Below are 25,801 nucleotides of genomic sequence, written 5' to 3'. Positions count from 1 at the left end.
ATACAAAATAAATATTGATTTAAATAAGCACATTGGATTATGAACCTAATGTGCTTTTTAATCTCTGATGTTATTAAAATAACAATCACGATCATATTTTGTTGGGATTATCACTCGTATGCTTCCTTCCTCTTTTGAGTAATTAAGGATCGTACAATGGCTGCTTCAACATTTTTTATTCCTTCCGTGAATGTAATTGGCGCTGATTCATTAAAAGATGCAATGAATACAATGGCGGAATATGGATTTCGTCGTACGTTAATTGTCACGGATGCCATGCTGGCGAAATTAGGCATGGCGAGTGAAATTCAAAAAGCGCTGCAGGAACGTGATATTTTCAGCGTAATTTATGATGGTACGCATCCTAATCCGACAACCAGCAACGTTGCCGCAGGTCTGCAAATGCTGAAAGAAAATGCCTGTGATAGCGTAATTTCCCTCGGCGGCGGTTCCCCACACGATTGTGCGAAAGGGATTGCGCTGGTGGCGGCTAACGGCGGCGATATTAGTGATTACGAAGGTGTCGACCGTTCTGCAAAACCACAGTTGCCGATGATTGCCATTAACACGACGGCAGGAACGGCATCTGAAATGACCCGTTTTTGCATCATTACCGACGAAGTACGTCACATCAAAATGGCGATTGTGGATAAGCATGTTACGCCGCTGCTGTCCGTCAATGATTCCTCGCTGATGGTCGGTATGCCGAAGTCCCTGACTGCGGCAACCGGTATGGATGCGCTGACTCACGCGATTGAAGCGTATGTCTCCATTGCGGCAACGCCGATCACCGATGCATGTGCGCTTAAAGCTGTGACGATGATTGCAGAGAACCTGACGATCGCCGTGGATGATGGTGCCAATGCTCAGGCGCGTGAAGCGATGGCTTATGCGCAGTTCCTCGCGGGTATGGCATTCAACAACGCCTCTCTTGGTTACGTTCACGCGATGGCGCATCAGTTGGGTGGTTTCTACGACCTGCCACACGGTGTCTGCAACGCAGTACTGCTGCCGCACGTTCAGGTGTTCAATAGCAAGGTTGCCGCAGCGCGTCTGCGCGATTGCGCTGCGGCAATGGGCGTCGACGTGGCTGGATTGAACGAAGCGCAAGGCGCCGAAGCCTGCATCGCGGCAATCCGTGAACTGGCCCAGAAAGTGAATATTCCGGCAGGTTTGCGTGAGCTGAACGTTAAGGAAGAAGACTTTGCTGTTCTGGCTACCAATGCCCTGAAAGATGCCTGTGGCTTTACTAACCCGATCCAGGCGACCCATGAGGAAATCATGGCGATCTACCGCGCGGCAATGTAATTCGTGATATCTGTCGTAAAGCAGTAAAAGGCTGGCGAATAATTCGCCAGTCCCGTCTACCTTTGTAATACCCCTACAGCAAGGAGACGGTCATGACCAATAACCCCCCTTCAACGCGTATTTATCCCGGCGAATATGGTTACCCTCTGAAGTTAAAGGCCCGATACGATAACTTTATCGGCGGAGACTGGGTCGCGCCGGTGGACGGCGAGTATTACCAAAACCTGACGCCGGTCACCGGGCAATTGCTGTGCGAAGTGGCCTCTTCCGGTAAGAAGGATATCGATCTGGCACTGGATGCCGCGCACAAAATAAAAGATAAATGGGCGCATACCTCGGTGCAGGACAGAGCGGCGATTCTGTTCAAAATTGCCGACCGTATGGAGCAAAACCTGGAGCTGTTGGCCACCGCAGAAACCTGGGATAACGGCAAACCTATTCGCGAAACCAGCGCCGCTGACGTGCCGCTGGCCATTGACCATTTCCGCTACTTCGCCTCCTGTATCCGCGCACAGGAAGGGGGAATTAGTGAAGTTGATAGCGACACTGTGGCGTATCACTTCCACGAACCTCTTGGCGTGGTAGGACAAATTATTCCGTGGAATTTCCCACTGCTGATGGCGAGCTGGAAGATGGCGCCTGCGCTGGCGGCGGGGAACTGCGTAGTGCTCAAACCTGCGCGTCTGACACCGCTTTCTGTGCTGCTGCTGATGGAAGTGGTGGGTGACCTGCTACCGCCGGGCGTGGTGAACGTGGTGAACGGTGCTGGTGGGGAAATCGGGGAGTATCTGGCGACGTCAAAACGCATTGCGAAAGTGGCGTTTACCGGTTCGACGGAAGTCGGGCAGCAGATCATGCAGTACGCAACGCAAAACATCATCCCGGTGACGCTGGAACTGGGCGGTAAGTCGCCAAATATCTTCTTCGCTGATGTGATGGATGAAGAAGATGCGTTCTTCGACAAGGCGCTGGAAGGCTTTGCGCTATTTGCATTTAACCAGGGTGAGGTATGTACCTGCCCAAGCCGCGCATTGGTACAGGAATCCATTTACGAACGTTTCATGGAAAGAGCGATTCGTCGCGTAGAGAGTATCCGCAGCGGCAACCCGTTGGACAGCATCACACAAATGGGGGCGCAGGTTTCCCATGGTCAACTGGAAACCATTCTGAATTACATCGATATTGGTAAGAAAGAAGGGGCGGATGTGCTGACCGGCGGACGGCGTAAGCAGCTGGAGGGTGAGCTAAAAGAAGGCTACTACCTCGAACCTACCATTCTGTTCGGTAAGAACAACATGCGTGTTTTCCAGGAGGAGATCTTTGGCCCGGTACTGGCGGTCACCACCTTTAAAACCATGGATGAGGCGCTGGAAATCGCCAATGACACGCAATATGGGCTAGGTGCCGGCGTCTGGAGTCGTAACGGTAATCTGGCATACAAGATGGGACGCGGTATTCAGGCAGGCCGTGTCTGGACCAACTGTTACCACGCTTACCCGGCCCACGCCGCGTTCGGCGGCTATAAGCAGTCGGGCATCGGGCGCGAGACACACAAAATGATGCTCGAGCATTATCAGCAAACCAAGTGCCTGTTGGTGAGCTACTCGGATAAACCGCTAGGACTGTTCTAATATCCCGTCACTTACTGCCCGGGCGCGTTTAGCGTACCGGGCATCAAGTTATGTCCTGCCGCTCGAAAGACGACGGGTATATATAGAAACCCATATATCGTTATATAAATAACACCATTGCATCCAATCTGGTCATTCCACTAGTATTATCAACGCTATTGTTTAAATCAAACAGCAGCCTATTTTTTTAATTTAAATCCCTGAGGCAAATATGTTCCTTGATTATTTTGCATTAGGAGTGCTTATTTTTGTATTCCTGGTCATTTTTTACGGGATTATTATTCTGCATGATATTCCCTATCTAATTGCAAAGAAACGTAACCATCCACATGCTGACGCAATACACGTTGCGGGTTGGGTTAGTTTGTTTACCTTACATGTTATTTGGCCCTTTTTATGGATCTGGGCAACGCTTTATCGCCCGGAGCGTGGGTGGGGCATGCAAAATCAGAGTGCTGACTCTTCCCTGACCCAGCTTCAGGCAAGGGTTGCCGATCTGGAAAAGAAACTGGGTGAGGCGAAGACCTCCCCGGCGGAGTAATATCGATGGATTTACTGATTGTTCTAACCTATGTCGCGTGCGCATGGTCAATATTTAAAATTTTTAAAATTCCTGTAAATAAATGGACAGTACCCACCGCAGCATTGGGCGGTATATTTATTGTGTGTGGTCTTATATTACTGATGAATTATAACCACCCTTATACATTTAAAGCACAAAAGGCGGTAATTTCTATTCCCGTCGTGCCGCAAGTGACGGGAGTGGTAACGGAAGTCACGGATAAGAAGAACACGCTGATCAAAAAAGGCGAAGTTCTGTTTAAACTGAATCCGGGACGTTATCAGGCGCGGGTTGACCGCCTGAAAGCCGACATTGTCACGGCCCAGCATAAAGAGCAGGCTCTTGCTGCGCAGCTGGATGAAATGGCTGCAAATACGCAGCGGGCAAAAGCCACACGTGACAAGCTGGCGAAAGATTACCAACGCTATGCGCAGGGGAGTCAGGCGAAGGTGAATCCTTTCTCTGAACGCGATATTGATGCGGCGCGACAAAACTATCTGGCGCAGGAAGCCGCGGTGAAATCCTCGATTGCCGAACAACAGCAAATACAGAGTCAGTTAGACAGCCTGGTGTTGGGTGAAAATTCGCAAATTGCCAGCCTGAAAGCACAGTTGGCCGAAGCGGAGTTTAACCTGGATCAGACCGTGGTTCGCGCACCCAGTGATGGTTACGTTACGCAGGTATTGATGCGGCCGGGAACCTATGCCGCTGCGCTGCCGATGCGCCCGGTAATGGTGTTTATTCCGGATCAAAAACGGCAAATTATCGCCCAATTCCGCCAAAATTCGTTGCTGCGACTGGAACCCGGCGATGAAGCCGAAGTGGTGTTTAATGCACTACCGGGTAAAGTGTTTAGCGGTAAGCTGGCGGCTATTAGCCCAGCCGTTCCGGGAGGGACGTATCAGTCGAACGGGGCGTTGCAATCGTTGAATTCTACGCCTGGTTCAGAAGGGGTGATTGCCACAATCGAATTGAATGAAAATGCGGATGTGAGCGCGTTACCTGATGGGATTTACGCCCAGGTCGCTGTCTACTCAGACCACTTCGAACATGTGTCGGTCATGCGCAAGGTCTTGCTGCGGATGACCAGCTGGGTGCACTACCTGTATCTCGACCACTAGACGCCGGCTATTTGGCCTACTCAGGCTGTCGTAGCGCCTGAGTAAGCTGCTGGCGTATCTCTGCCAGCATCTCATCAAGAATAAACTGCACTCGCCAGGGCTGATATTCACGCTTGCGGAAGATCGCGACCAAATCCAGCCACCATTCATGTTGTTCAGAAAAACACGGAACCAGCAGCCCGGCCTGAACATCCTTTTGCACGCTCGTATTCGGCGCAAAAACAATGCCCAGATGGTTTCGAGCCAGCGCCAGTGCAGATTGCGTGTTGTCGCAGACGTAATTTCCCGTCACGCGGTAGTCGTGCATCTCTTTGCCGCCGGTGGAGGTAAATCGCCAAATATTGGCATCGTCGATCATCATGGAATCAATCAGAATACAAGAGTGCTGTTCAAGATCTTCAGGGCCACTTATAGGATGAGTGCTAATATATTCCGGGCTGGCAAAGGCCGTTACTGCATATTTAGTAATAAAACTGGCGACCAATGATTCGTCTTTGGGATGCGCATAAGTGATTAAAACGTCACAGTCATCGGGAAACTCTACGCCTTCATAAAATGCGTTCCGTTCCAGATTACATGTTTTTAGCGAAAGGCTAATACCACCAATATCATGGATTTTAGCAATAACATGTTGTGATAAGTAGGCAATAATTCCGGTTGGTGCATATACCGTTACTTTGCCACGTTTTTCATGCTTATAATCAGCAATGAAATTATTCAACTGATCGTTTCGATCTAACATGTCATTGATGTAAGGGAGCAGCGCAGTACCAAACGGCGTGAGGGTCAGCTGCCGGGTGGTTCGGTCAAACACCTTTAGCCCTACTTTTGATTCAAAATCAGCAAGATATTTGCTGACATTGGCCTGTGCAATGCCGAGAACTGTGGCAGCGTGACTGATGTTTTCACTGGCAGCAATGACCGAAATAATCTTCAGTTCCCGGTGTTTGAGTTGTAATTTATTCATCGCCAAGCCCGATATATATAATTTTTTATATATTACTATATAAATATGGATGTTGCACCGATGAAATTGTAAGCATTATTATGCACGCGCTTTGTAGCTTATTTTAAAATGGAATGTTGGCATGTTAATTAAACGCAATATTGTGGCGCTATTTGCCTTTTCTTTTATGGCGAGTGCGACAGCCGCGGAATTTTCTATTGGCGGTGGCGCTGTATATAATGAATCTCCTTATCGTGGATATAATGATAATGTTCACGCAGTACCGCTTGTCAGTTATGAAAGTGAATCATTTTATTTTAGGCAAACAACGTTAGGCTATATTTTGTCGAAGAGTAAAAGTAATGAATTTAGTCTTACTGCCTCATACATGCCGCTTGAGTTTGATCCAGGTGATAACGACGATCATGCGATGAAAAAGCTGGATAAGCGCGATGCGACCGCTATGGCGGGTGCCGCGTGGTATCACCATGAGAAATGGGGCAGCGTGAAAGTCTCCGCGGCGGCAGATGTTCTGGACAACAGCAATGGTTGGGTCGGGGAATTGTCGCTGTTCCGCCAAATGCCAATGGGTAAGCTGACGCTGACGCCTGCGATTGGCGTGCTCTACTATGACGAAAACTTCAACGAATATTACTACGGTATATCTGGCAATGAATCCCGCCGTAGCGGGTTATCAAGTTATTCCCCAGGCGATAGCTGGACGCCCTATGTCGGGCTGTCGGCAAAATATGCGTTAACCACTAATCTGACGTTGCTGGCAAGCGCCAACTATAGCGTGCTACCGGATGATATTAAGAATAGCCCAATGGTTGATCGCGACGACAGCTTCACCTTGATGTCCGGTCTGACATGGCGTTTCTGATTTAAATACGTGCCTGATGGCGCTTCGCTTATCAGGCCTACCTGGATGGGTGTTGTAGGCCGGATAAGACGCGAAGCGTCGTCATCCGGCACGCTTTCAGCTACTGCTCGTTTACCCAGATGCGCATTTCACCTTCACCACGGTTTGCCCAGCTAAACCACGGAATAAATGTTAATGTCTGCGCCTTGCGGGAAGAGGGGGATACATCGTAGTGCCACAAGGACTGTTGCGTCGCATCGTTCGCGCTGTGTTTCACGCCTTCAGCTTGAATCAGCATTTTATGGCTGAACAATCCCTTACCCTCAAATACCCTGAATTCACTCTCTTTCGGCAGCCACAGGTTATGTAACTCTTCACCATTGTCGGCTTGCTCCAGGCAATACACCAGCGGTCCACGTTGAACGGCAACTTTACCCGCAACATGGCGAACAAGTGGGTTCCCGTACACCCGACGCACTGGCATAGGAAGCGTCAGGCTGAGCGTATCGCCCTCCTGCCAGGTGCGACTGATGTGCAGATACCCTTTGCGAATATCCTGTTCAACCGGCAGACCATTCAGTGTGACCTGTGGTGCGGAGCACCAGTCTGGCAGGCGTAACGCCAGGGTGTGATACACCGGCTGGACTGAATCAATGGTGATTTTTACCTGCTCATGCCACGGATAGTTGCCACTAATGCGTAATTTGAGCGTCCCGTTCTCAACGGGAACCTCCATGCTATTGCCCACATACATATTGATATACAGCGCGTCCTGACGTGGTGTGTAGAGGTAATGACCAATTGAGGTTAAGACGCGGGCGATATTCGGTGGACAGCAGGCGCAACCGAACCAGCGCTGACGAACAGGTTTAACGTGATCATAAATATGATTGAATTTTAACGATTTAGGATGCACTTCCAGCGGGTTAACGTAGAAAAAATGCTTGCCGTCCAGCGCCATGCCACCGAGTACGGTGTTGTACAATGCACGCTCCATGACATCGGCATACTGGCTGTCGGCCTCCATCTCCAGCATCCGGCGGGCGAACATCATCAGTCCGATTGAGGCGCAGCTTTCTGCATATACGGAATCGTTGGGGAGATCGTAATCGCTGCTAAATGCTTCACCGCTGCTCTGAGAGCCGATTCCACCCGTAATATACAGCTGACGCTGGGCCATATTGTTCCACAGACGCAGACAATCCTGACGTTTGCTCTCGTCCTGGCTTAAACGCGCCAGATGCGCAACGCCAGTCATCAGATAGACAAAGCGCACGGCATGACCGATGGCTGTTTGCTGTTCTGAAATCGGTTGATGTGCCTGGCTGTAGGGCTTGTCCTTCACCATCCACGCCGGGCCGTATATGTGCCAGTAAGAGGTTTTTCCGCGTTTTTCGTACTCTTCGTCGTAGAAATGAGGCTGTGTGCCGCGCTGCTCAACAAAGTAGTTTACCAACGTCATATAGCGTGATTGCTGGGTCACTTCGTACAATCGCATGAGCGCCAGTTCAATTTCCGGATGACCCGGGTAGCCGTGAAGCTGGTTTTTACCTGGCCCAAAAACGCTGTCGATATGATCTGCCAGGCGGCAAACGACGTCTAACAGGCGACGTTTTCCCGTGGCCTGGAAGAAGGCGACGCCCGCTTCAATTAAATGACCGGCGCAGTACAGTTCATGGCATTCGGCGAGGTTGGTCCAGCGTTCATCCGGTGCTTTTACCGTAAAGTAAGTATTGAGATAGCCATCTTCACACTGTGCCGCAGCCACCAGTTCAATGACCTCATCAGCGGTTTTCTCGAGCTCGGCATCCGGTTTTTGGCACAGTGACCAGGCGACGGCTTCCAGCCATTTCGCTACGTCGCTATCCTGGAAAACCATGCCGTAAAATTCGCCCTCTTGTTGCCCGGCCGCAATACGGAAGTTTTCTATCGCATGGCTGGGATCGGCTTCGGCGATGCGGTCATTGAGTGCATCCCACTGGTAGGGGATCACCACATCACGCACCAGCTGCTGATATTGTCCGAGGAACGGATCGCTGACCGTAAGCTTATGCAGGTCGACTTCCAGTACGTTCATTTCGTGCTCCTTAAGGCTGTACATGACGCTGACGCAGATCGGTGGAAATACGCGACATCATCGGGTTATTGAGTTTGCAGATGCGGATAAAGAGTGCCAGCAGAAGGTGGAACAGTGCTGGCAGCAGCGTCTCCATGGCAGTAATACCTTGCAATGAACTGACAGTTTGGTTGCCGGCACCTGGCTGGTAGGCGACAAAAATAAACAACAAGCTGATGATCCCCGCGCTGGAAGCCCAGGCCAGTTTGATGAAAAACAGGTTGAAGGCGAAGTTCATGCCTGATGAACGAACGCCGGTTTTCCACTCGCCGTAATCGTCGGCAAAAGCCATCAGTGAGAAGTGCAACGGAAGTGTGAAGCCCAGAATAATGCCGTTGCCGAGGATCACCGCCAGCCACAATGTCTGATAGGCCGGGCCGGTTGGCAGGAACCACATCATTACCGCCAGCGCGGCCAGTACCAGGTTGGTGTAGTAATAGAGTTTGACGGTATCGATGCGACGGGTTAGCGGACTGACAATCACCGAGCCAAGGATGGACGCGAAGGTGACCATGGTGAAAAACAGCGACGTGTAAGCGGTACTGCCTTTCAGCACGTAGGTAATGAAGTACATGTACCCGCCGCCGCGAATATTGAAAACGTTGATCAGCAGGAATGACATCACCAGCATCAGCAATAGCTGGTCATTTTTACGTAGCCCGCCGATATGTTCGCGCAGGGTAAATTTCCCCATCATCGCCAGCGGCACACGCTCGCGCACCCAGAAGAAACAGCACAGAAACATTACCACCGCGATAGCACACAGTATGCCAACGCCGAACTGATAACCCTGCGCGGCATTGCCCTGACCGAGAGCATCGACCATCCACGGCAGACCTACGGAGACAAGGAATCCAGCTACACCGCACAGCACAAAGCGCCAGGACTGACAGCCGATGACCTCACTGTGACGGGTTGTCATGGTGTTGATCAGCGCGCAATACGGCACGTTGATGGCGGTGTAGCCGACGGAAAGCAGCAGATAGGTGCCAAACGCCCACGCGATTTTTACGCCCATACTGGCGTCCGGGACGGTAAAGGTCAGTACACCAATGATGCCAATGGGAACTGCGATCCACAGTTGCCATGGGCGAAAGCGCCCCCAACGGCTTTGTGTGCGGTCGGCGAGTATGCCCATAATGGGGTCGGAAATGGCATCAAATACACGCAAAGCGATAAACAGTGTACCGACCAGTGCGGGCGTTAAACCGAACACGTCGGTGTAGAAAAAGGTGAGGAAGTTCATGATCAGGCAGGTAATTACCGTTCCACCCGCATCGCCTAATCCATAACCTATCTTTTCACGCAGAGATAATTTGTCGTCTTGCGCACGTTGCGCTAAATCGCTTGTCGTAATCGGAGCCGAAGTCATAAATAACTCCTGGAGATGATGTTCAGAAAGTATCCCGCTACATTGCGGGTTTTTTAGTGGTAATTTGCAAAGTACGTTATTTATTCTGCACGAAATGTTTAGCGCAACAAGGGAAGGGAAAAGTATAAAAAGATGACAATTCCGACTTCATTATGAAAATGTGATTTTGATCCGGCAGAACATGATTTTATCGTGAATAATCAAAGGTAAAGAGCACGTTAGATAATGTAAAAAGCAGAGGTTTGAATAGTTATGCTCGAATTATCCATGTCTCTTCCGATTAAAGTGCAAAATGGTGGCTTATTTATTTCCCGTGGTGTCGGTAGTCATCCGGCACGGCAATTGCAATCCTGGGAAATAATTTTTGTTGAAAAAGGGACATTAACGATTCGCGAGGGTAATGATCTTTTTCGCGTGAATGCCGGTGAAAGTTTGCTGTTATGGCCGCAACGATTACATATCGGCGTGGGGCAATTTCCAGCCGACCTGAAGTTTTACTGGCTGCACTTTGAGGTGGCGGCAGAAACCGACGCAGCCATACCTGAACCGCTACTCACAATTCCTCAGCATACCCGGGTGAGTGAGCCGCAGTATATTATTTCGCTGTTTCGCCAGTTCTTACGTGAGCAAGAAAATATACATCGCAGTATCGCATTAGAGCTGCTCTTGCTGTTGATTCTGCAGCAAATATCCGCCGCTGCCAGCGAACAGCCCGCTGATAGCCCTGGTAATGCGCTGGCATGGAAGGCCCAGCAAATTATACATACTCAGTTTCATCTGCCGATTTCGGCTTCAGCGCTGGCAAAAGAGCTACATTGTAATGCGGACTATCTGGGGCGTGTATTTCGTGGTGCTTTTCAACTGACATTAACCGAGGCGCTGCATCGTCAACGGGTGAGAGCAGCAGAAAAGCTGCTCATTAGCGATTCACTGTCGTTAACTGAAGTGGCGATGAAATGCGGATTTAATGACGTCGGTTATTTTCGCAAAATCTTTCGTAAGCACACCAGCCTGACACCGGCGGCGTGGAAGCGCCGCTATTGTAAGGAGCATATTAATTCGGCGTAACCGAAGCCTGACAAAATTTAACCGTTTCCCTTGTCCGATCAAGGCAGCATAACCGGGCTCTCTGGCACTCTGTGATTTTCATGCAGATGGAGGGGGCAATGAACGCGTTTATTATGGCGGATGCGGCGAAGTGTATTGGGTGTCGTACCTGTGAAGTTGCCTGTGTCGTCGCGCATCAGGAAAACCAGGATTGTGCGGCCGTCTCCTCTGGAGCATTTGCCCCGCGGATCCGGGTTATCAAAGATGATGCGTTTACCACTGCAGTTGCCTGCCATCAATGTGAGGATGCGCCCTGCGCTAACGTCTGTCCCACGTACGCTATTCGCCGTGAACATGGACATATCTTCGTTGAACAGGCGCGTTGCATTGGTTGTAAAAGCTGTATGCTGGCCTGCCCGTTTGGGGCGATGAATGTCGTCGCGCACACGTCACGGGTGCAGGCGATTAAATGCGATCTGTGCTGGCATCGCGAGACGGGTCCGGCGTGTGTAGAAGCCTGCCCGACCAGCGCGTTGCAGTGCATTGATGCTGTTAGTATTCAGCGGCAGCGTCTGCGGTCACAACCGCTGTAAAGCGAGTCCCGACCTGCACAGAGATCGGGGTTTTCGTCAGCCTTCAAGCCAGGCGTGTTCTATCTCTTCAGCCAGAATCTTCACGCCAGCCTCGATTTTTTCCGGGTCCGGTACGTAATTCATCCGCATGCACTGATGCGTATGCGGCCAGGGTTTATCCAGCCCTGGGAAGAAATAGTCGCCAGGCACCATCAGGACACCGCGCGCTTTCAGACGCTGATATAACAGCTCGGTGGAAATCGGTAAATCCTTGAACCATAACCACAGGAAAATCGCCCCTTCGGGTTTATGAATCAGGCAGCGATCTTCAGATAAATAGCGGCGAATAATCGCAATTGTTTCCTGAACGCGCTGGTAATAAAACGGTTTGATAACCGTCTCAGACAGACGCAGAAGGTCGTTGCGCTTGATCATTTCGCACATGATTGCCGGACCCATTCCGCCAGGTGCAAGGCTGATAATGCCGTTCATATTGGTGATGGCGGTGATGATTTTTTCATTAGCAATAATGATGCCGCAGCGAGAGCCCGGTAGCCCCAGCTTGGAAAGGCTCATGCACAGTACAATGTTTGGGTTCCACAGCGGACGCGCTTCGCTAAAAATGATGCCTGGGAATGGGACACCATAGGCGTTATCGATAACCAGCGGAATTCCATGCTGATTGGCCAGCCGGTCCAGCTTCATCAGCTCTTCATCGGTGATCACATTGCCGGTCGGGTTCGTCGGACGTGACACGCAAATCATGCCTGTCTCTTCGCCGATATGCAGGTGTTCAAAGTCAACGTGATACTTAAACTGGCCTTCCGGTAACAGTTCGATGTTTGGGCGTGCTGAAACGAAAAGGTCTTCTTCGAGCCCTGAATCGGCATAACCAATGTATTCCGGTGCCAACGGGAACAACACTTTTCGGGTGGTTCCATCGGCGCGACGTCCGGCGAAGAGGTTGAATAAGTAGAAAAACGCGCTCTGACTGCCATTTGTCAGTGCAATATTTTGTGGTTCGATATCCCAGCCCAGCTTCTCACGTAGTAGTTTCGCCAGCTCAGACAGTAGCTCGGTTTTACCTTGTGGACCGTCATAATTACAAAGCGCATCAGTGGCTTTGCCGTTTTCCAGCATCTCTGCCAGCAGAGACTGGAAGTAATTTTGCATCTCTGGGATTTGTGCCGGATTACCGCCACCGAGCATGATAGCGCCTGGGGTGCGTAAGCCGTCGTTGAGGTCCTCCATCAGGCGTGTGATGCCTGAATGGCGGGTAAATTTGTCGCCAAAAAGTGAGAATGTCATAGCAGGTGGTCTGTCGAACTCAGTATTAAAGTGGCTAACCATAGCGCTACCTATGGCGGGGTGCAAATCAGGCCTACAGAGCCGAATTGATGTTTTGTGCTGCAGATTTTTTGCTGGATAGTTTTTTATATTGAATCTGGCTTCCCGCGCCGTTGAGCACGAGAAGCCTGTTGGGATCAGCGTTGTCCGGCCCACACGACCATGACTTTATCGTCGCCGTGTTCGCGGATAAATCCGTATCCTTGCTTTAATGAAAGCGTGGTTTGTTTACCCGCTCCGATTGCGGGATGCCGGGCCCTGAACTGGCTAATGCGCTGCCAGTGTGCGACGCTGGCGGCCGATTTCCCGCTAACGTCCTGCCAGTTCATCTGCGAGCGCGTACCTTGTAACGGGTCTGAGCCGGTTGGGCCGAAGGGGCGTGCCGATTCGTCACCGTAAAAAAGTTGTACCGCGCCTGGTGCCAGCAACAACAACTCGGCGGCTTTGTCTCCACCTTCACGGAACAGCCGGGTGTCGTGTGATGAGAGATAGCTTAGCACGTTGAAATTCTGCAATTTATCGGCCATCTGTTGCCAGGTGAGATCGATATTCGCCAGACAATCGACGGCCCTGGCCGCCTGCTCCTGATAGTCAAAATTGATCATCGCATCGAAACCGTGGCGGTAATAATCGCTTTGCATGACGCCATGTCCCCAGGCCTCACCGGTCATCCAGAAGGGTTTATCATCCAGCGCTTTGTCTGGATTAGCTTTCTTCCATTCGGCCAACGCTGAGCTGGCCTGCGCTTTTAGCTGTTGCCAGGCCGGAAGCTCGACATGTTTAGCGGTATCGACCCGAAAACCGTCAATGCCGTAGTCACGCACCCACTGGCTGAGCCAGTGAGTCAGATAATCTCGTGGCGTATAACCAGGGATGGCTTTGGCGTGGGTATCCGGCTTGTGTTGATAAAAATTCGGCAAACCCGAAGGCGCAGTGGACTCCGTTTTCAGATCGGGCAGGAAAGCCAGCGACATGGTCAGGTCGTCAAAACCTGGATTGTCGTAGTCGCCAATGTCAGTGCGGATCCACTTTTCCCCCCACCATTTTTCCCACGCGGCTTTATCACTGAAGTTGATGTAATCATTAAAGCTGTGCCAGCTCTGCCCGGACACGGGTTTCCAGTCCGTCCAGCGTTCACCGAGCGTTTTTTTCAGTTCCTCACCTGACAAGTACAACGCCCCAAACTGGTACTCCTGCATATCAGCCAGCGTGGCGTAACCGGTATGGTTCATGACAATATCGAACAGAATGCGGATGCCGCGTTGATGTGCGCCGTCAACCAGCGCGCGCAGGTCGGCCTCGTTACCCATATTGGCGTCGAGCGTGGTCCAGTCCTGGGTGTAGTAACCGTGATAGGCGTAGTGGGGAAAATCGCCTTTAGTACCACCGCCAACCCAGCCGTGGATTTGTTCAAACGGTGCGCTGATCCACAAGGCGTTGATGCCCAGATGTTGCAGGTAGTCGAGTTTGTTGGTCAGCCCGCGTAAATCTCCCCCGTGAAAGGTACCAATTTCCTGCATACCGTCATTGCGACGTCCATAGCTGTGATCATTAGTTGGATCACCGTTTTCAAAGCGGTCTGTCAGTACGAAATACACCGTGGCGTTGTGCCAGTCGAAAGCGGCAGGTGTATCTGTTTCCGCCCGTTCTAACAGTAAAAGTCCATTACCGGCCGCGTCGGGTTGTAGGGTAATGGTTCCGTTTTTCACCGTTGCCGTTTGCTGGCTATAGTAATCACGTACCACGGTGCCTTCCGGGAAGGTCTGGCTCACATCCAGCGTCAGTGGCGAGCCATCCCATTTTGGACACTGGCGGATCTGGGCGGTGATGGGGTCCGCCTCATTTTTTACTGACAGCATTAGCGTCGGTGTACCGGAGCGGGTATCGACTTCCAATGTGTAATCGCCGTCTTTAAATAAACGCCACTGTGGCGGTGTGCCTTCACAGGGTTTTAGCGACAGCATCTGATTGAGTTTAATGGCATCTGTAGGCTGCCAGCACTGTTGGTCAAAATTCAGGGTCAAAGGGCGAGTACCCTTCGTCAACGCTGCATGGCTGACAAATTTACCCGTACCTTCCGCTTCGAAAGTCGGGAATCCCTGAGAAGTCCATGATGAGGCGATGGCAATGCCGGGCAGTAATACCAGCGCAACGGCGGCAAGTTTCATAATGCTGTCCTTGATGCTGCGATTTACGCCAGTTTGCCAGTGAAATCAGAGCGGAAACTCATCCTTAGCGTCGATTTTGCCCGGATGAGAGATGAGGGTGAGCGATCGCGCGCAAAAAACGACCTGATTTTGCGATAACCTCCACATTTTCTTCGAATTAACCGCACCCGGAACGGTTTGTACGTGACATAGTTTCAGAATTGGACTATTCCTTTGGGTGCTCTTGACGGCTATTTTTGATATGATTTGAGATTCATCTCTCATTTTTGTGAAAAATATAAGGTGTTGGAATGTTTAAATCCGACCAGGAGACCTAATGATATTGACTCCCATTCGACGATATGGGGCAATGATTCTTATGTTACTCACCATTGCATTTTCGGGTGAGGTGCTGGCAAAGACACACACGGCGACAACGAGTCATAAGCCCCAGGTAATCAAGGCAAGTAATACACAGGTAAGCAGTAAACAAGAGTATTCTCGCAATAGTGCAAAGAGTAGTTCACTTCCTGATTTGCGAAAATACCCTTCCGGAACACCAAGGAAAAAAGCGTTTCTCCGGACGGTTATGCCTTATATTACCAGTCAAAATGCTGCCATTACGGCGGACCGTAACTGGCTGATCTCAAAGCAGTACCAGAATCGCTGGTCACCGACTGAGCGTACGCGTATGAAAGACATCGCGAAACGCTACAAGGTGAGCTGGTCTGGTAACACGCGTAAAATTCCATGGAATACGTTGCTTGAGCGCGTAGACATCATTCCTACCAGTATGGTGGCGACTATGGCTGCGGCTGAAAGCGGTTGGGGCACATCGAAACTGGCGCGTAGCAATAACAACCTGTTTGGCATGAAATGTGTCAAAGGCCGCTGCAACAATGCACCCGGTAAGGTGAAAGGCTACTCACAGTTTGAATCGGTAAAAGAGTCGGTGAATGCCTATGTCATTAACCTGAACACGCACCCGGCATACTCTTCCTTCCGTAAATCGCGCGCGCAGTTGCGTAAAGCCGATCAGGAAGTAACAGCGACCGCGATGATCCATAAGCTGAAGGGGTACTCCACCAAAGGACAGAGTTACAATAACTATCTGTTCGCGATGTACCAGGATAACCAGCGTTTAATCGCCGCGCATATGTAATTCCACAGGCCTGATGGCGCGACGCTTATCAGGCCTGTGAGTCGCTCTGTGGGCCGGATAAGGCGAAGCCGCCATCCGGCACAATTCCCCTTACAGCAACACCTCACTGTTCATGTCACGGTACTCTTTTGGCGTCGTGTCATACTCTTTCTTGAAAACGGAATAGAAATACTGCAACGACGGGTAGCCGCACATTTGTGAAATTTCGTTTATCGCGAGCGTCGTGGAGATCAACAGGCTACGCGCTTTTTCCAGTTTTTCGGCATGAATCACGGCGTGGATGGTCTCCCCGACCTCGTCTTTAAAGCGCTTCTCGAGATTCGAACGTGAAATCCCAACTGCATCCAGCACTTGTTCGACTTTGATGCCTTTACAGGCATGGTTGCGGATAAAGTGCATTGCCTGAATGACAGCGGGATCGGTCAGTGAGCGATAGTCGGTTGAACGACGATTCACGACGCGTACCGGAGGCACCAGAATGCGTTGCAGCGGCAGTTCTTCATTCGCCAGTAAGCGGTGCAGAAGTTTTGCCGCCTGATAGCCCATTTGTCGCGCGCCCTGAGCAACGGAGGACAGTGCGACCCGGGACAGGTAACGGGTGAGTTCTTCGTTATCGATCCCAATAACACACAGTTTTTCCGGCACCGGGATATGCAAATGCTCGCAGGCCTGCAGAACATGCCGCGCACGCGCGTCGGTCACGGCGATAATACCGGTTTGCGGGGGTAAAGTTTGCAGCCAGTCCGCCAGTCGATTTTGAGCGTGCTGCCAGTTTTCTGGTGCGGTTTCCAGCCCCTGATAAACAACGCCACGGTACTTCTCTTTGGCGACCAACTGGCAAAAGGCATATTCACGCTCGGCAGCCCAGCGCTTGCCGCTGGAAGAGGGCAGACCATAAAATGCGAATCGGTTGACCCCTTTTTCTTTTAGATGCAAAAAAGCGCTTTCCACCAGTGCATGGTTATCAGTCGCAATGTAATGGACGGGTGGATAATCGCTTTCAAGATGGTAGGAACCACCGACACCGATGATGGGAACATCGACATCAGCAAGTAATTGCGCAATGTCATCATCGTCATAATCAGCAATAACACCGTCGCCTAACCAGTCTTTGATATTATCAATACGGGCACGGAAATCTTCCTCAATGAATATATCCCACTCGGATTGCGATGCCTGTAAATATTCACCTACGCCCTCTACCACCTGGCGGTCATAGGCTTTATTAGCATTAAATAATAGGGTGATGCGGTGTCGTTTATCAAACATAAGAGCCTATCCTGAAAGGTTAACGTGGCCTGTCGATACTACCAAAACCGCAGGTGCGACTACTTGATGAAGCGTGACAAATTTCTTATTTGCGTAACGCTACGCAAAATTCACACACCCCGACCAGGAAGACAATTGTCATTTCTTATCTGCGTATTACGGTTTTTTGTTTATTGATGAAGAGCCGATCGCGATCGCTTTTTTAATTGCTTATTCAGTGTGCATTTTTGGGAGCCAGCGCACATTTGGGTATTCTCTTAATGGCGGTGTGAAATAACGTAATTGAGCAATAAATCAGGAAATTCCAGTATGACTGTATCGCAGTTTACTTGCCGTATTACCTGATTATGGAGCTTATTATGCAGGCTTATTTTGACCAACTTGATCGCGTTCGTTTTGAAGGTACAAAATCCACTAACCCACTCGCATTTCGCCATTACAACCCTGATGAAATCGTGCTGGGCAAGCGCATGGAAGATCATCTGCGTTTTGCCGCCTGCTACTGGCACACTTTCTGCTGGAACGGCGCGGATATGTTCGGTATGGGGGCCTTCGACCGTCCGTGGCAACAGCCGGGTGAGGCATTGGCGCTGGCAAAACGTAAAGCGGATGTAGCCTTTGAGTTTTTCCATAAGCTGAATGTGCCTTACTACTGCTTCCATGATGTTGACGTCTCGCCTGAAGGCGCGTCACTGAAAGAGTATAAAAATAACTTTGCCCAGATGGTGGATGTGCTGGCGGCAAAACAGGAACAGAGCGGCGTGAAGCTGCTGTGGGGTACAGCAAACTGCTTCACTAACCCACGCTACGGCGCGGGTGCGGCGACTAACCCGGACCCGGAAGTCTTCAGCTGGGCGGCCACGCAGGTGGTTACGGCCATGGATGCCACGCACAAGTTAGGCGGTGAAAACTACGTTCTGTGGGGCGGTCGTGAAGGTTATGAAACGCTGCTTAATACCGACCTGCGTCAGGAACGTGAGCAGATTGGCCGCTTTATGCAACTGGTGGTCGAGCATAAACACAAAACCGGTTTCCAGGGCACCTTACTGATCGAACCGAAGCCGCAAGAACCCACTAAACACCAGTATGACTACGATGCCGCGACCGTTTACGGATTCCTCAAGCAGTTCGGTCTGGAAAAAGAGATCAAACTGAATATTGAAGCGAACCATGCCACGCTGGCAGGCCATTCGTTCCACCACGAAATCGCTACGGCGATTGCTCTGGGGCTATTTGGTTCCGTCGATGCGAACCGTGGCGACGCACAACTGGGCTGGGATACCGACCAATTCCCGAACAGCGTAGAAGAGAATGCGCTGGTCATGTACGAAATCCTGAAAGCGGGCGGATTTACCACAGGTGGCCTGAACTTTGATGCCAAAGTCCGTCGTCAGAGTACCGATAAATACGATCTGTTCTATGGTCATATTGGGGCGATGGATACCATGGCGCTGTCGCTGAAAATTGCGGCCCGTATGATTGAAGACGGTGGCCTGGATCAGCGCGTGGCAAAACGTTATGCCGGTTGGAATGGTGAGCTGGGCCAGCAAATTCTGAAAGGTCAGATGACGCTGACGGAAATTGCGCAGTACGCTGAACAACATAACCTGGCACCGGTGCATCAGAGCGGCCATCAGGAACAGCTGGAAAATCTGGTAAACCATTATTTGTTCGACAAATAACGGACTGCCGAGTACGTCCGTAAGCCCGGATAGCGATTCGCTACCGGGCCTTTCTTTAAGGAACGATACCCTATGTATATCGGGATAGATCTTGGTACATCAGGCGTAAAGGCCATTCTGCTGAACGAGCAGGGCGATGTGGTGGCCTCGCACACGGAGAAATTGACCGTCTCCCGGCCTCATCCATTATGGTCGGAGCAGGATCCTGAACAGTGGTGGCTGGCGACGGATCGTGCTGTAAAAGCGTTGGGCCAGCAACATTCTCTCAGCGAGGTAAAGGCGTTAGGTATTGCCGGGCAGATGCACGGCGCGACGCTGCTTGATAAGCAGCAGAAGGTTCTGCGTCCGGCAATCCTGTGGAATGACGGTCGCTGCGCTGAAGAATGCGTGATGCTGGAAAATCAGGTGCCACAATCTCGTGTGATTACCGGCAATCTGATGATGCCTGGCTTTACCGCCCCTAAATTGCTGTGGGTTCAGCGCCATGAACCGGACATTTTCAGCCAGGTTGATAAAGTCCTGCTGCCGAAAGATTATCTGCGTCTGCGTATGACCGGAGAGTTTGCCAGCGATATGTCGGATGCCGCAGGTACGATGTGGCTGGATGTCGCGAAACGTGACTGGAGTGACGTCATGTTGTCTGCGTGTCAACTGACTCGCGCACATATGCCGGCCTTGTACGAGGGCAGTGCGATTACCGGAACGCTGTTGCCTGCTGTCGCGCAATCCTGGGGCATGTCAGAAGTTGCGGTCGTTGCCGGTGGTGGCGATAACGCGGCGGGTGCGGTTGGCGTAGGGATGATGAATGCAGGCCAGGCGATGCTGTCATTGGGTACGTCCGGCGTCTACTTTGCTGTAAGCGACGGCTTTCTCAGTAAACCAGAAAGTGCGGTACACAGCTTTTGCCACGCGCTGCCTGAACGGTGGCATCTGATGTCGGTGATGCTGAGCGCCGCATCCTGCCTCGACTGGGCGGCAAAATTAACCGGGCTGGCAAGCGTACCTGCGCTGATTGATGCCGCACAGCTGGCAAATGAGCAGGCTGAACCGGTCTGGTTCTTGCCCTATCTGTCAGGTGAACGTACGCCGCACAATAACCCGCAGGCGAAAGGTGTCTTTTTTGGCCTGACGCATCAGCATGGTCCGGCAGAACTGGCGCGAGCGGTACTTGAAGGTGTGGGATTTGCCTTAGCTGACGGTATGGATGTGGTACATGCCTGTGGCGTTACACCGGCCAGCATTACGCTCATCGGTGGTGGGGCGCGTAGCGAATACTGGCGGCAGATGTTGTCCGATATCAGCGGGCTGCAGTTGGATTACCGTACAGGCGGAGATGTCGGTCCTGCCCTGGGCGCAGCACGGCTGGCGCAAATTGCGATGAATCCACAACAACCACTCTCTGACTTACTGCCTCAACTGGTGCTGGAGCAGGCGCATTATCCTGATGCAGAGCATCATGCTCGTTATCAACAACGTCGGGAAACCTTCCGTCGTATCTATCAGCAATTGCTGCCCTTAATGTCCTGATCGTGTTCCCCTCTGATGAGCAGAGGGGATTTTCCTCATATATGTTTCCATTGAATCAATAGCTCATGTGCATAAATGTATTCTGAAATTTCAGTTGGATAGCGTTTTTCTGTGTTGTCTTGAGTGGGTTATTCATATTGTATCCGTGGTAGAGGATAAGGAGATCCCAATGAAGACGACGCGGCTATTGCCATGGCTATTGTTTCTTTCCGGCGCACTCATTTACTGCGCAGGCCTATGGTGGTCATGCCCCTTACTCAGCGGAAAAGGTTACTTTTTAGGTGTTCTGATGACCGGATTGTTCGTGACCTACGCTTACCTGCAAGCTGAAAACCGTAATCAGAGTGATGAACGCTTTGCTTTTGTGTGTCAGATGGTTGCGCTCATAACGGTCGGGTTACTGCTCGTGGGGGTGTGGAATGCCCCGTTAGCTCCCCTCGAAATGGGGCTGTACCCGGCAGCATTCTGTGTGTGTATATCAGGGCTGATTTTGCTGATGTGCCCAACGGAAGAGGCACATTCTGATGAATTCTAACTTACCAGTCTGCGTGTATCGATGCGCTGTAGCAGCATGGAAAGCAATAGACTGCCCGCCAGCGTAGCGCTAAAAATCCATAGCATATCCAGCGGTGGCCAGTTTTTGAGTTCAATACCGCGGGTACGTAGCGCATGAATGATCAGCGCGTGGAAACCGTAAATACCTAACGAGTGACGGGAAATAAGCCCCAGTATGGGCTGTGTGCGTGTACTGAGCGTGTTTTTGACCAACGTCAGGAGCGATGCAGCAAAGATAAATACCGCCGGGCCACAATAGAGATACCAGGTATCGGCAAAATTACCTCGCCACTGGAGCTCATGCAGCGTCCCGCGGGAAATAACAAACACGGCGACGATACACAACGCTGCACAGAGCCAGGTGAGTGAGCGCTTTTGTGTCTCCATCATGCCAATTGCCCGGCCCAGCATGCCGTACAGAATGTAGTAGAAGGTATCGCCACTGATGTACAGGTTGATGGGTAGCCACTCAAAGCTGCCCAATTTTTGCGATACGGTATTGGGATTGGCAATAACGCCAATCACGACCATCAATGCCAGCAGCATTTTTCCGCTGACATTTTTCACCTGAATTAACGGGGATACCAGGTAGATAACGGTAATAGCGAAGAAAAACCACAGGTGGTAGAACACCGGTTTTTGTAGCAGGTTTTTCAACGATAGCTCAGCGTTGATCGAGGTAAACAGCAGGATGTAGGCCAATGCAACGGTGCTGTAAAACAGTATGCACAACGCAATGCGGATGAAATGTCGCGGTCTGGCGCTGCGTTCGCCAAAAAAGAGATAACCCGAGATCATAAAAAACAGCGGGACGCTAACGCGAGAAGCAGAATTTAGCACATTGGCAAGATCCCAATTTACCGGGCTGACGCTTTGCGCATTGGTGATGTACCAGGTCGTGGTGTGAATCATCACAACCATTAAACAGGCTATCCCGCGTAAGTTATCAATCCAGAAAATTTTGGGCTGCATCAGTTCCTCTGTTTTCATTAAAAAAGTCTGACCGGTATTTGCGAACGTCGCTCACTGGATTAATCCGAGTTATTACGCTAAAGCTTGTGATGGCCTGGGGAGATTCTCACAATAGGATCTGTTTCCAGACACTAATAATAAGACTGACCAGTAAACCAGGCGGTAATAAAATGATGATGAAGTATTTCTTTCCAGCAATCCTTACGCTGCTGCTGGCGGGGTGCGCCGATCCACAATCGTCAGCACCCGTGCAGAAAGCGCAAAAGGTCAAAATTACTGCCACGCGTTCACTGGATATGGAGTCATTGTGCAAAAGTGAAGCATCGGAGCTTTATAATACGGGTGCCCAGAAAATTGCTATCACCGGTCTTGAGCAATTCCAGGGTAGCTATGAGATGCGCGGTTCTACCTTCCGTAAAGAGAGTTTTGTCTGCTCATTTGACGCAGACGGGCAGTTTTTGCACCTTTCCATGCGCTAAGTTCCCCCTTTTTCCCGTTTCGTACTGTATATCTTGCAGCCAGCGGGTATACTGATCGCTTCCTTTAAATCCACACGTATCCAGCACGAAATAATATGCAAAAGTTTGATACCAGGACCTTCCAGGGCTTGATCCTGACCTTACAGGATTACTGGGCTCGCCAGGGCTGCACCATCGTTCAACCATTGGACATGGAAGTCGGCGCGGGAACATCTCACCCAATGACCTGCCTGCGTGCACTGGGGCCGGAACCGATGGCGACTGCTTATGTGCAGCCTTCTCGTCGTCCGACCGACGGGCGCTATGGCGAAAACCCGAACCGCTTACAGCACTACTATCAGTTCCAGGTAGTGATTAAGCCGTCACCGGACAATATTCAGGAATTGTACCTGGGTTCTCTGAAAGAGCTGGGTATGGACCCGACCATTCACGATATCCGTTTCGTGGAAGATAACTGGGAAAACCCGACGTTGGGTGCCTGGGGTCTCGGTTGGGAAGTGTGGCTGAACGGCATGGAAGTCACGCAGTTCACCTACTTCCAGCAGGTTGGTGGTCTGGAATGTAAGCCAGTTACCGGGGAAATCACCTACGGTCTGGAACGTCTGGCTATGTACATTCAGGGCGTAGACAGCGTTTACGACCTGGTCTGGAGCGACGGTCCGCTGGGCAAAACAACCTACGGCGACGTGTTCCATCAGAACGAAGTGGAGCAATCCACTTACAACTTCGAATACGCCGATGTGGACTTCCTGTTCACCTGCTTCGAGCAGTACGAGAAAGAAGCACAGCAACTGCTGGCGCTGGAAAACCCGCTGCCACTGCCTGCGTATGAACGTATTCTGAAAGCCGCCCATAGCTTCAACCTGCTGGATGCGCGTAAAGCCATCTCCGTCACCGAGCGCCAGCGCTATATCCTGCGCATTCGCACGCTGACCAAAGCAGTGGCAGAAGCTTACTACGCTTCCCGTGAAGCCCTTGGCTTCCCGATGTGCAACAAAGACAAATAAGAGGCGGCCATGTCTGAGAAAACTTTTCTGGTGGAAATCGGCACTGAAGAGCTGCCACCAAAAGCACTGCGCAGCCTGGCTGAGTCCTTTGCTGCGAACTTCACCGCGGAGCTGGATAACGCTGGCCTCGCGCACGGCAATGTTGAGTGGTTTGCTGCTCCGCGTCGTCTGGCGCTGAAAGTCGCTGCCCTGGCGGAATCTCAACCCGATCGTGAAGTTGAGAAGCGTGGACCGGCAATTGCCCAGGCGTTTGATGCTGAAGGTAAACCGAGTAAAGCGGCGGAAGGTTGGGCGCGTGGTTGCGGTATCACCGTTGATCAGGCTGAGCGTCTGACCACTGATAAAGGTGAGTGGCTGCTGTACCGTGCGCACGTGAAAGGCGAAAGCGCTGAAGCGCTGCTGCCGAACATGATTGCGACTTCGCTGGCGAAGCTGCCGATCCCGAAACTGATGCGCTGGGGGGCGTCTGACGTCCACTTCGTGCGTCCGGTTCACACTGTGACCCTGCTGCTGGGCGACAAAGTGATTCCGGCAACGATTCTGGGGATTCAGTCCGATCGCGTGATCCGCGGTCATCGTTTTATGGGCGAGCCGGAATTCACCATCGATTCTGCCGATCAGTATCCAGAAATCCTGCGTGAGCGTGGCAAAGTGATCGCGGATTACGCTGAGCGTAAAGCGAAAATCAAAGCCGATGCTGAAGAAGCAGCGCGTAAGATTGGCGGTAACGCTGACCTGAGCGAAAGCCTTCTGGAAGAAGTCACCTCGCTGGTGGAATGGCCGGTAGTGTTGACTGCGAAGTTCGAAGAGAAATTCCTCGCGGTGCCGTCTGAAGCGCTGGTACACACCATGAAAGGTGACCAGAAGTACTTCCCGGTTTATGCGAACGACGGCAAACTGCTGCCGAACTTTATCTTCGTTGCTAACATCGAATCGAAAGACCCGAGCCAGATTATCTCCGGTAACGAGAAGGTGGTTCGTCCGCGCCTGGCAGATGCCGAGTTCTTCTTCAATACTGACCGTAAAAAACGTCTGGAAGACAATCTGCCGCGTCTGCAAACCGTGCTGTTCCAACAACAGCTGGGTACGCTGCGTGACAAGACTGACCGTATTCAGGCGCTGGCGGGCTGGATTGCCGAACAGATTGGCGCTGATGTAAACCACGCAACGCGTGCTGGCCTGCTGTCCAAGTGCGACCTGATGACCAACATGGTCTTCGAGTTCACTGACACCCAGGGCGTAATGGGCATGCACTACGCGCGTCATGATGGCGAAGCGGAAGATGTGGCCGTCGCGTTGAACGAGCAGTATCAGCCGCGCTTCGCCGGTGATGACCTGCCGTCTAACCCGGTTGCCTGTGCGGTGGCGATTGCCGATAAGATGGACACCCTGGCGGGTATTTTCGGTATCGGTCAGCATCCGAAAGGCGACAAGGACCCGTTTGCACTGCGTCGTGCCGCGCTGGGCGTGCTGCGTATCATCGTTGAGAAGAACCTGAATCTGGATCTGCAAACGCTGACGGAAGAAGCGGTACGTCTGTATGGCGACAAGCTGACCAACGCCAACGTGGTGGATGACGTTATCGACTTCATGCTGGGTCGTTTCCGCGCCTGGTATCAGGACGAAGGCTATACCGTAGATACCATTCAGGCCGTGCTGGCGCGTCGTCCGACTCGTCCGGCTGATTTCGATGCGCGTATGAAGGCGGTCTCGCACTTCCGTACGCTGGAAGCCGCTTCTGCACTGGCTGCCGCGAACAAGCGTGTATCGAATATTCTGGCGAAGTCCGAAGAAACGCTGAATGAGCGTGTCAATGCAGCAACGCTGAAAGAGCCAGAAGAAATTGCGCTGGCGATGCAGGTTGTGGTGTTGCGCGATAAGCTGGAGCCTGTCTTCGCTGCGGGGAACTATCAGGAAGCGCTGGTTGAATTAGCTGAGCTGCGCGCGCCGGTCGATGCATTCTTCGAGAAAGTGATGGTGAACGTAGAGGATAAAGACCTGCGTATTAACCGTCTTTCTATGCTCGAAAAACTGCGTGAACTATTCCTGCGTGTTGCGGATATTTCGCTGCTGCAGTAACGGTTCTGAGCTGATTTAGAAAATGCCGGATAAGCATT

At 51.4% G+C, this 25,801-nt stretch carries 21 protein-coding genes; 14 read left to right on the top strand and 7 right to left on the bottom strand.

Going from position 1 to position 25,801, the window contains the following annotated elements; translation table 11 throughout:
- Nucleotides 1–156: 156 nt before the first annotated feature.
- The 4 genes from yiaY to NNO03_RS02850 all read left to right on the top strand — a co-directional run bounded on the left by yiaY (nt 157) and on the right by NNO03_RS02850 (nt 4,622).
- The gene (yiaY, locus tag NNO03_RS02865; RefSeq protein ID WP_271448751.1) at nt 157–1,308 is read left to right on the top strand and encodes an L-threonine dehydrogenase; all 1,152 of its coding nucleotides are present in this window, start codon (nt 157–159) and stop codon (nt 1,306–1,308) included.
- Nucleotides 1,309–1,400: 92 nt separating this feature from the next.
- The gene (aldB, locus tag NNO03_RS02860) at nt 1,401–2,939 is read left to right on the top strand and encodes an aldehyde dehydrogenase AldB (RefSeq protein ID WP_271448750.1); all 1,539 of its coding nucleotides are present in this window, start codon (nt 1,401–1,403) and stop codon (nt 2,937–2,939) included.
- Between the two features lie 211 nt (nt 2,940–3,150).
- Nucleotides 3,151–3,480, top strand: a complete 330-nt coding sequence (locus NNO03_RS02855; RefSeq protein ID WP_271448749.1) for a DUF3302 domain-containing protein — start codon at nt 3,151–3,153, stop codon at nt 3,478–3,480.
- Nucleotides 3,481–3,485: 5 nt separating this feature from the next.
- On the top strand, nt 3,486–4,622 hold the full coding sequence (locus tag NNO03_RS02850) for an HlyD family secretion protein (RefSeq protein ID WP_271448748.1): 1,137 nt from the start codon (nt 3,486–3,488) through the stop codon (nt 4,620–4,622).
- Nucleotides 4,623–4,638: 16 nt separating this feature from the next.
- Here the strand turns inward: NNO03_RS02850 and NNO03_RS02845 are convergent, their stop codons facing one another.
- Entirely contained in the window at nt 4,639–5,589 is a 951-nt protein-coding gene (locus NNO03_RS02845; RefSeq protein ID WP_271440370.1) for a LysR family transcriptional regulator, read from the bottom strand.
- Between the two features lie 121 nt (nt 5,590–5,710).
- Here NNO03_RS02845 and NNO03_RS02840 point away from each other — a divergent pair, with 121 nt between their 5' ends.
- Nucleotides 5,711–6,451, top strand: coding sequence for a MipA/OmpV family protein (locus tag NNO03_RS02840; protein ID WP_271440371.1), 741 nt, complete (start codon nt 5,711–5,713; stop codon nt 6,449–6,451).
- Between the two features lie 100 nt (nt 6,452–6,551).
- Here the strand turns inward: NNO03_RS02840 and NNO03_RS02835 are convergent, their stop codons facing one another.
- Nucleotides 6,552–8,507: a glycoside hydrolase family 127 protein gene (locus NNO03_RS02835; RefSeq protein WP_271448747.1), complete on the bottom strand. Its 1,956-nt coding sequence runs from the start codon at nt 8,505–8,507 to the stop codon at nt 6,552–6,554.
- 10 nt (nt 8,508–8,517) lie between these two features.
- On the bottom strand, nt 8,518–9,918 hold the full coding sequence (locus NNO03_RS02830; RefSeq protein WP_271448746.1) for an MFS transporter: 1,401 nt from the start codon (nt 9,916–9,918) through the stop codon (nt 8,518–8,520).
- A 252-nt stretch (nt 9,919–10,170) separates the two neighbouring features.
- Here NNO03_RS02830 and NNO03_RS02825 point away from each other — a divergent pair, with 252 nt between their 5' ends.
- Together NNO03_RS02825 and NNO03_RS02820 are read left to right on the top strand one after the other, a co-directional pair.
- Nucleotides 10,171–10,986, top strand: coding sequence for an AraC family transcriptional regulator (locus NNO03_RS02825; protein WP_271440374.1), 816 nt, complete (start codon nt 10,171–10,173; stop codon nt 10,984–10,986).
- Nucleotides 10,987–11,084: 98 nt separating this feature from the next.
- Nucleotides 11,085–11,558, top strand: coding sequence for a 4Fe-4S dicluster domain-containing protein (locus NNO03_RS02820; protein ID WP_271440375.1), 474 nt, complete (start codon nt 11,085–11,087; stop codon nt 11,556–11,558).
- 36 nt (nt 11,559–11,594) lie between these two features.
- On the opposite strand, the gene avtA is transcribed toward NNO03_RS02820, so the two are convergent.
- Nucleotides 11,595–12,845, bottom strand: a complete 1,251-nt coding sequence (avtA, locus tag NNO03_RS02815) for a valine--pyruvate transaminase (RefSeq protein ID WP_271448745.1) — start codon at nt 12,843–12,845, stop codon at nt 11,595–11,597.
- 176 nt (nt 12,846–13,021) lie between these two features.
- Nucleotides 13,022–15,052: an alpha-amylase gene (gene malS, locus NNO03_RS02810; RefSeq protein ID WP_271448744.1), complete on the bottom strand. Its 2,031-nt coding sequence runs from the start codon at nt 15,050–15,052 to the stop codon at nt 13,022–13,024.
- 316 nt (nt 15,053–15,368) lie between these two features.
- Here malS and NNO03_RS02805 point away from each other — a divergent pair, with 316 nt between their 5' ends.
- A complete protein-coding gene (locus NNO03_RS02805; protein WP_061066797.1) occupies nt 15,369–16,193 on the top strand; it encodes a protein bax in 825 nt (274 codons plus the stop codon).
- A 90-nt stretch (nt 16,194–16,283) separates the two neighbouring features.
- Here NNO03_RS02805 and xylR read toward each other — a convergent pair whose 3' ends face one another.
- Nucleotides 16,284–17,462 carry a D-xylose utilization transcriptional activator XylR gene (gene xylR, locus NNO03_RS02800; protein WP_048213671.1) on the bottom strand — a complete coding sequence of 393 codons (1,179 nt, stop codon included), beginning with the start codon at nt 17,460–17,462 and terminating at the stop codon, nt 16,284–16,286.
- A gap of 359 nt (nt 17,463–17,821) precedes the next feature.
- Between xylR and xylA the strand changes: the two genes are divergently transcribed.
- The 3 genes from xylA to yiaB all read left to right on the top strand — a co-directional run bounded on the left by xylA (nt 17,822) and on the right by yiaB (nt 21,206).
- Nucleotides 17,822–19,144, top strand: coding sequence for a xylose isomerase (gene xylA / locus NNO03_RS02795; RefSeq protein ID WP_137361657.1), 1,323 nt, complete (start codon nt 17,822–17,824; stop codon nt 19,142–19,144).
- Nucleotides 19,145–19,216: 72 nt separating this feature from the next.
- The gene (gene xylB, locus NNO03_RS02790) at nt 19,217–20,671 is read left to right on the top strand and encodes a xylulokinase (RefSeq protein ID WP_271448743.1); all 1,455 of its coding nucleotides are present in this window, start codon (nt 19,217–19,219) and stop codon (nt 20,669–20,671) included.
- A gap of 169 nt (nt 20,672–20,840) precedes the next feature.
- On the top strand, nt 20,841–21,206 hold the full coding sequence (yiaB, locus tag NNO03_RS02785) for an inner membrane protein YiaB (protein WP_271448742.1): 366 nt from the start codon (nt 20,841–20,843) through the stop codon (nt 21,204–21,206).
- Here the strand turns inward: yiaB and NNO03_RS02780 are convergent.
- Complete coding sequence (locus tag NNO03_RS02780) at nt 21,203–22,198, bottom strand: acyltransferase (RefSeq protein WP_271448741.1); 996 nt, start codon at nt 22,196–22,198, stop codon at nt 21,203–21,205. The genes yiaB and NNO03_RS02780 overlap by 4 nt on opposite strands.
- A 170-nt stretch (nt 22,199–22,368) precedes the next feature.
- Between NNO03_RS02780 and NNO03_RS02775 the strand changes: the two genes are divergently transcribed.
- The 3 genes from NNO03_RS02775 to glyS all read left to right on the top strand — a co-directional run bounded on the left by NNO03_RS02775 (nt 22,369) and on the right by glyS (nt 25,763).
- Nucleotides 22,369–22,677, top strand: coding sequence for a YsaB family lipoprotein (locus tag NNO03_RS02775; RefSeq protein WP_271448740.1), 309 nt, complete (start codon nt 22,369–22,371; stop codon nt 22,675–22,677).
- A 95-nt stretch (nt 22,678–22,772) separates the two neighbouring features.
- Nucleotides 22,773–23,684: a glycine--tRNA ligase subunit alpha gene (gene glyQ, locus NNO03_RS02770; protein WP_001168551.1), complete on the top strand. Its 912-nt coding sequence runs from the start codon at nt 22,773–22,775 to the stop codon at nt 23,682–23,684.
- Between the two features lie 9 nt (nt 23,685–23,693).
- Nucleotides 23,694–25,763: a glycine--tRNA ligase subunit beta gene (glyS, locus tag NNO03_RS02765; RefSeq protein WP_271448739.1), complete on the top strand. Its 2,070-nt coding sequence runs from the start codon at nt 23,694–23,696 to the stop codon at nt 25,761–25,763.
- Nucleotides 25,764–25,801 lie beyond the last annotated feature (38 nt).

Source organism: Citrobacter sp. Igbk 16, assembly GCF_028069755.1.
Taxonomy (GTDB): domain Bacteria; phylum Pseudomonadota; class Gammaproteobacteria; order Enterobacterales; family Enterobacteriaceae; genus Citrobacter.
This window is presented reverse-complemented; position numbering and strand designations above follow the sequence as displayed.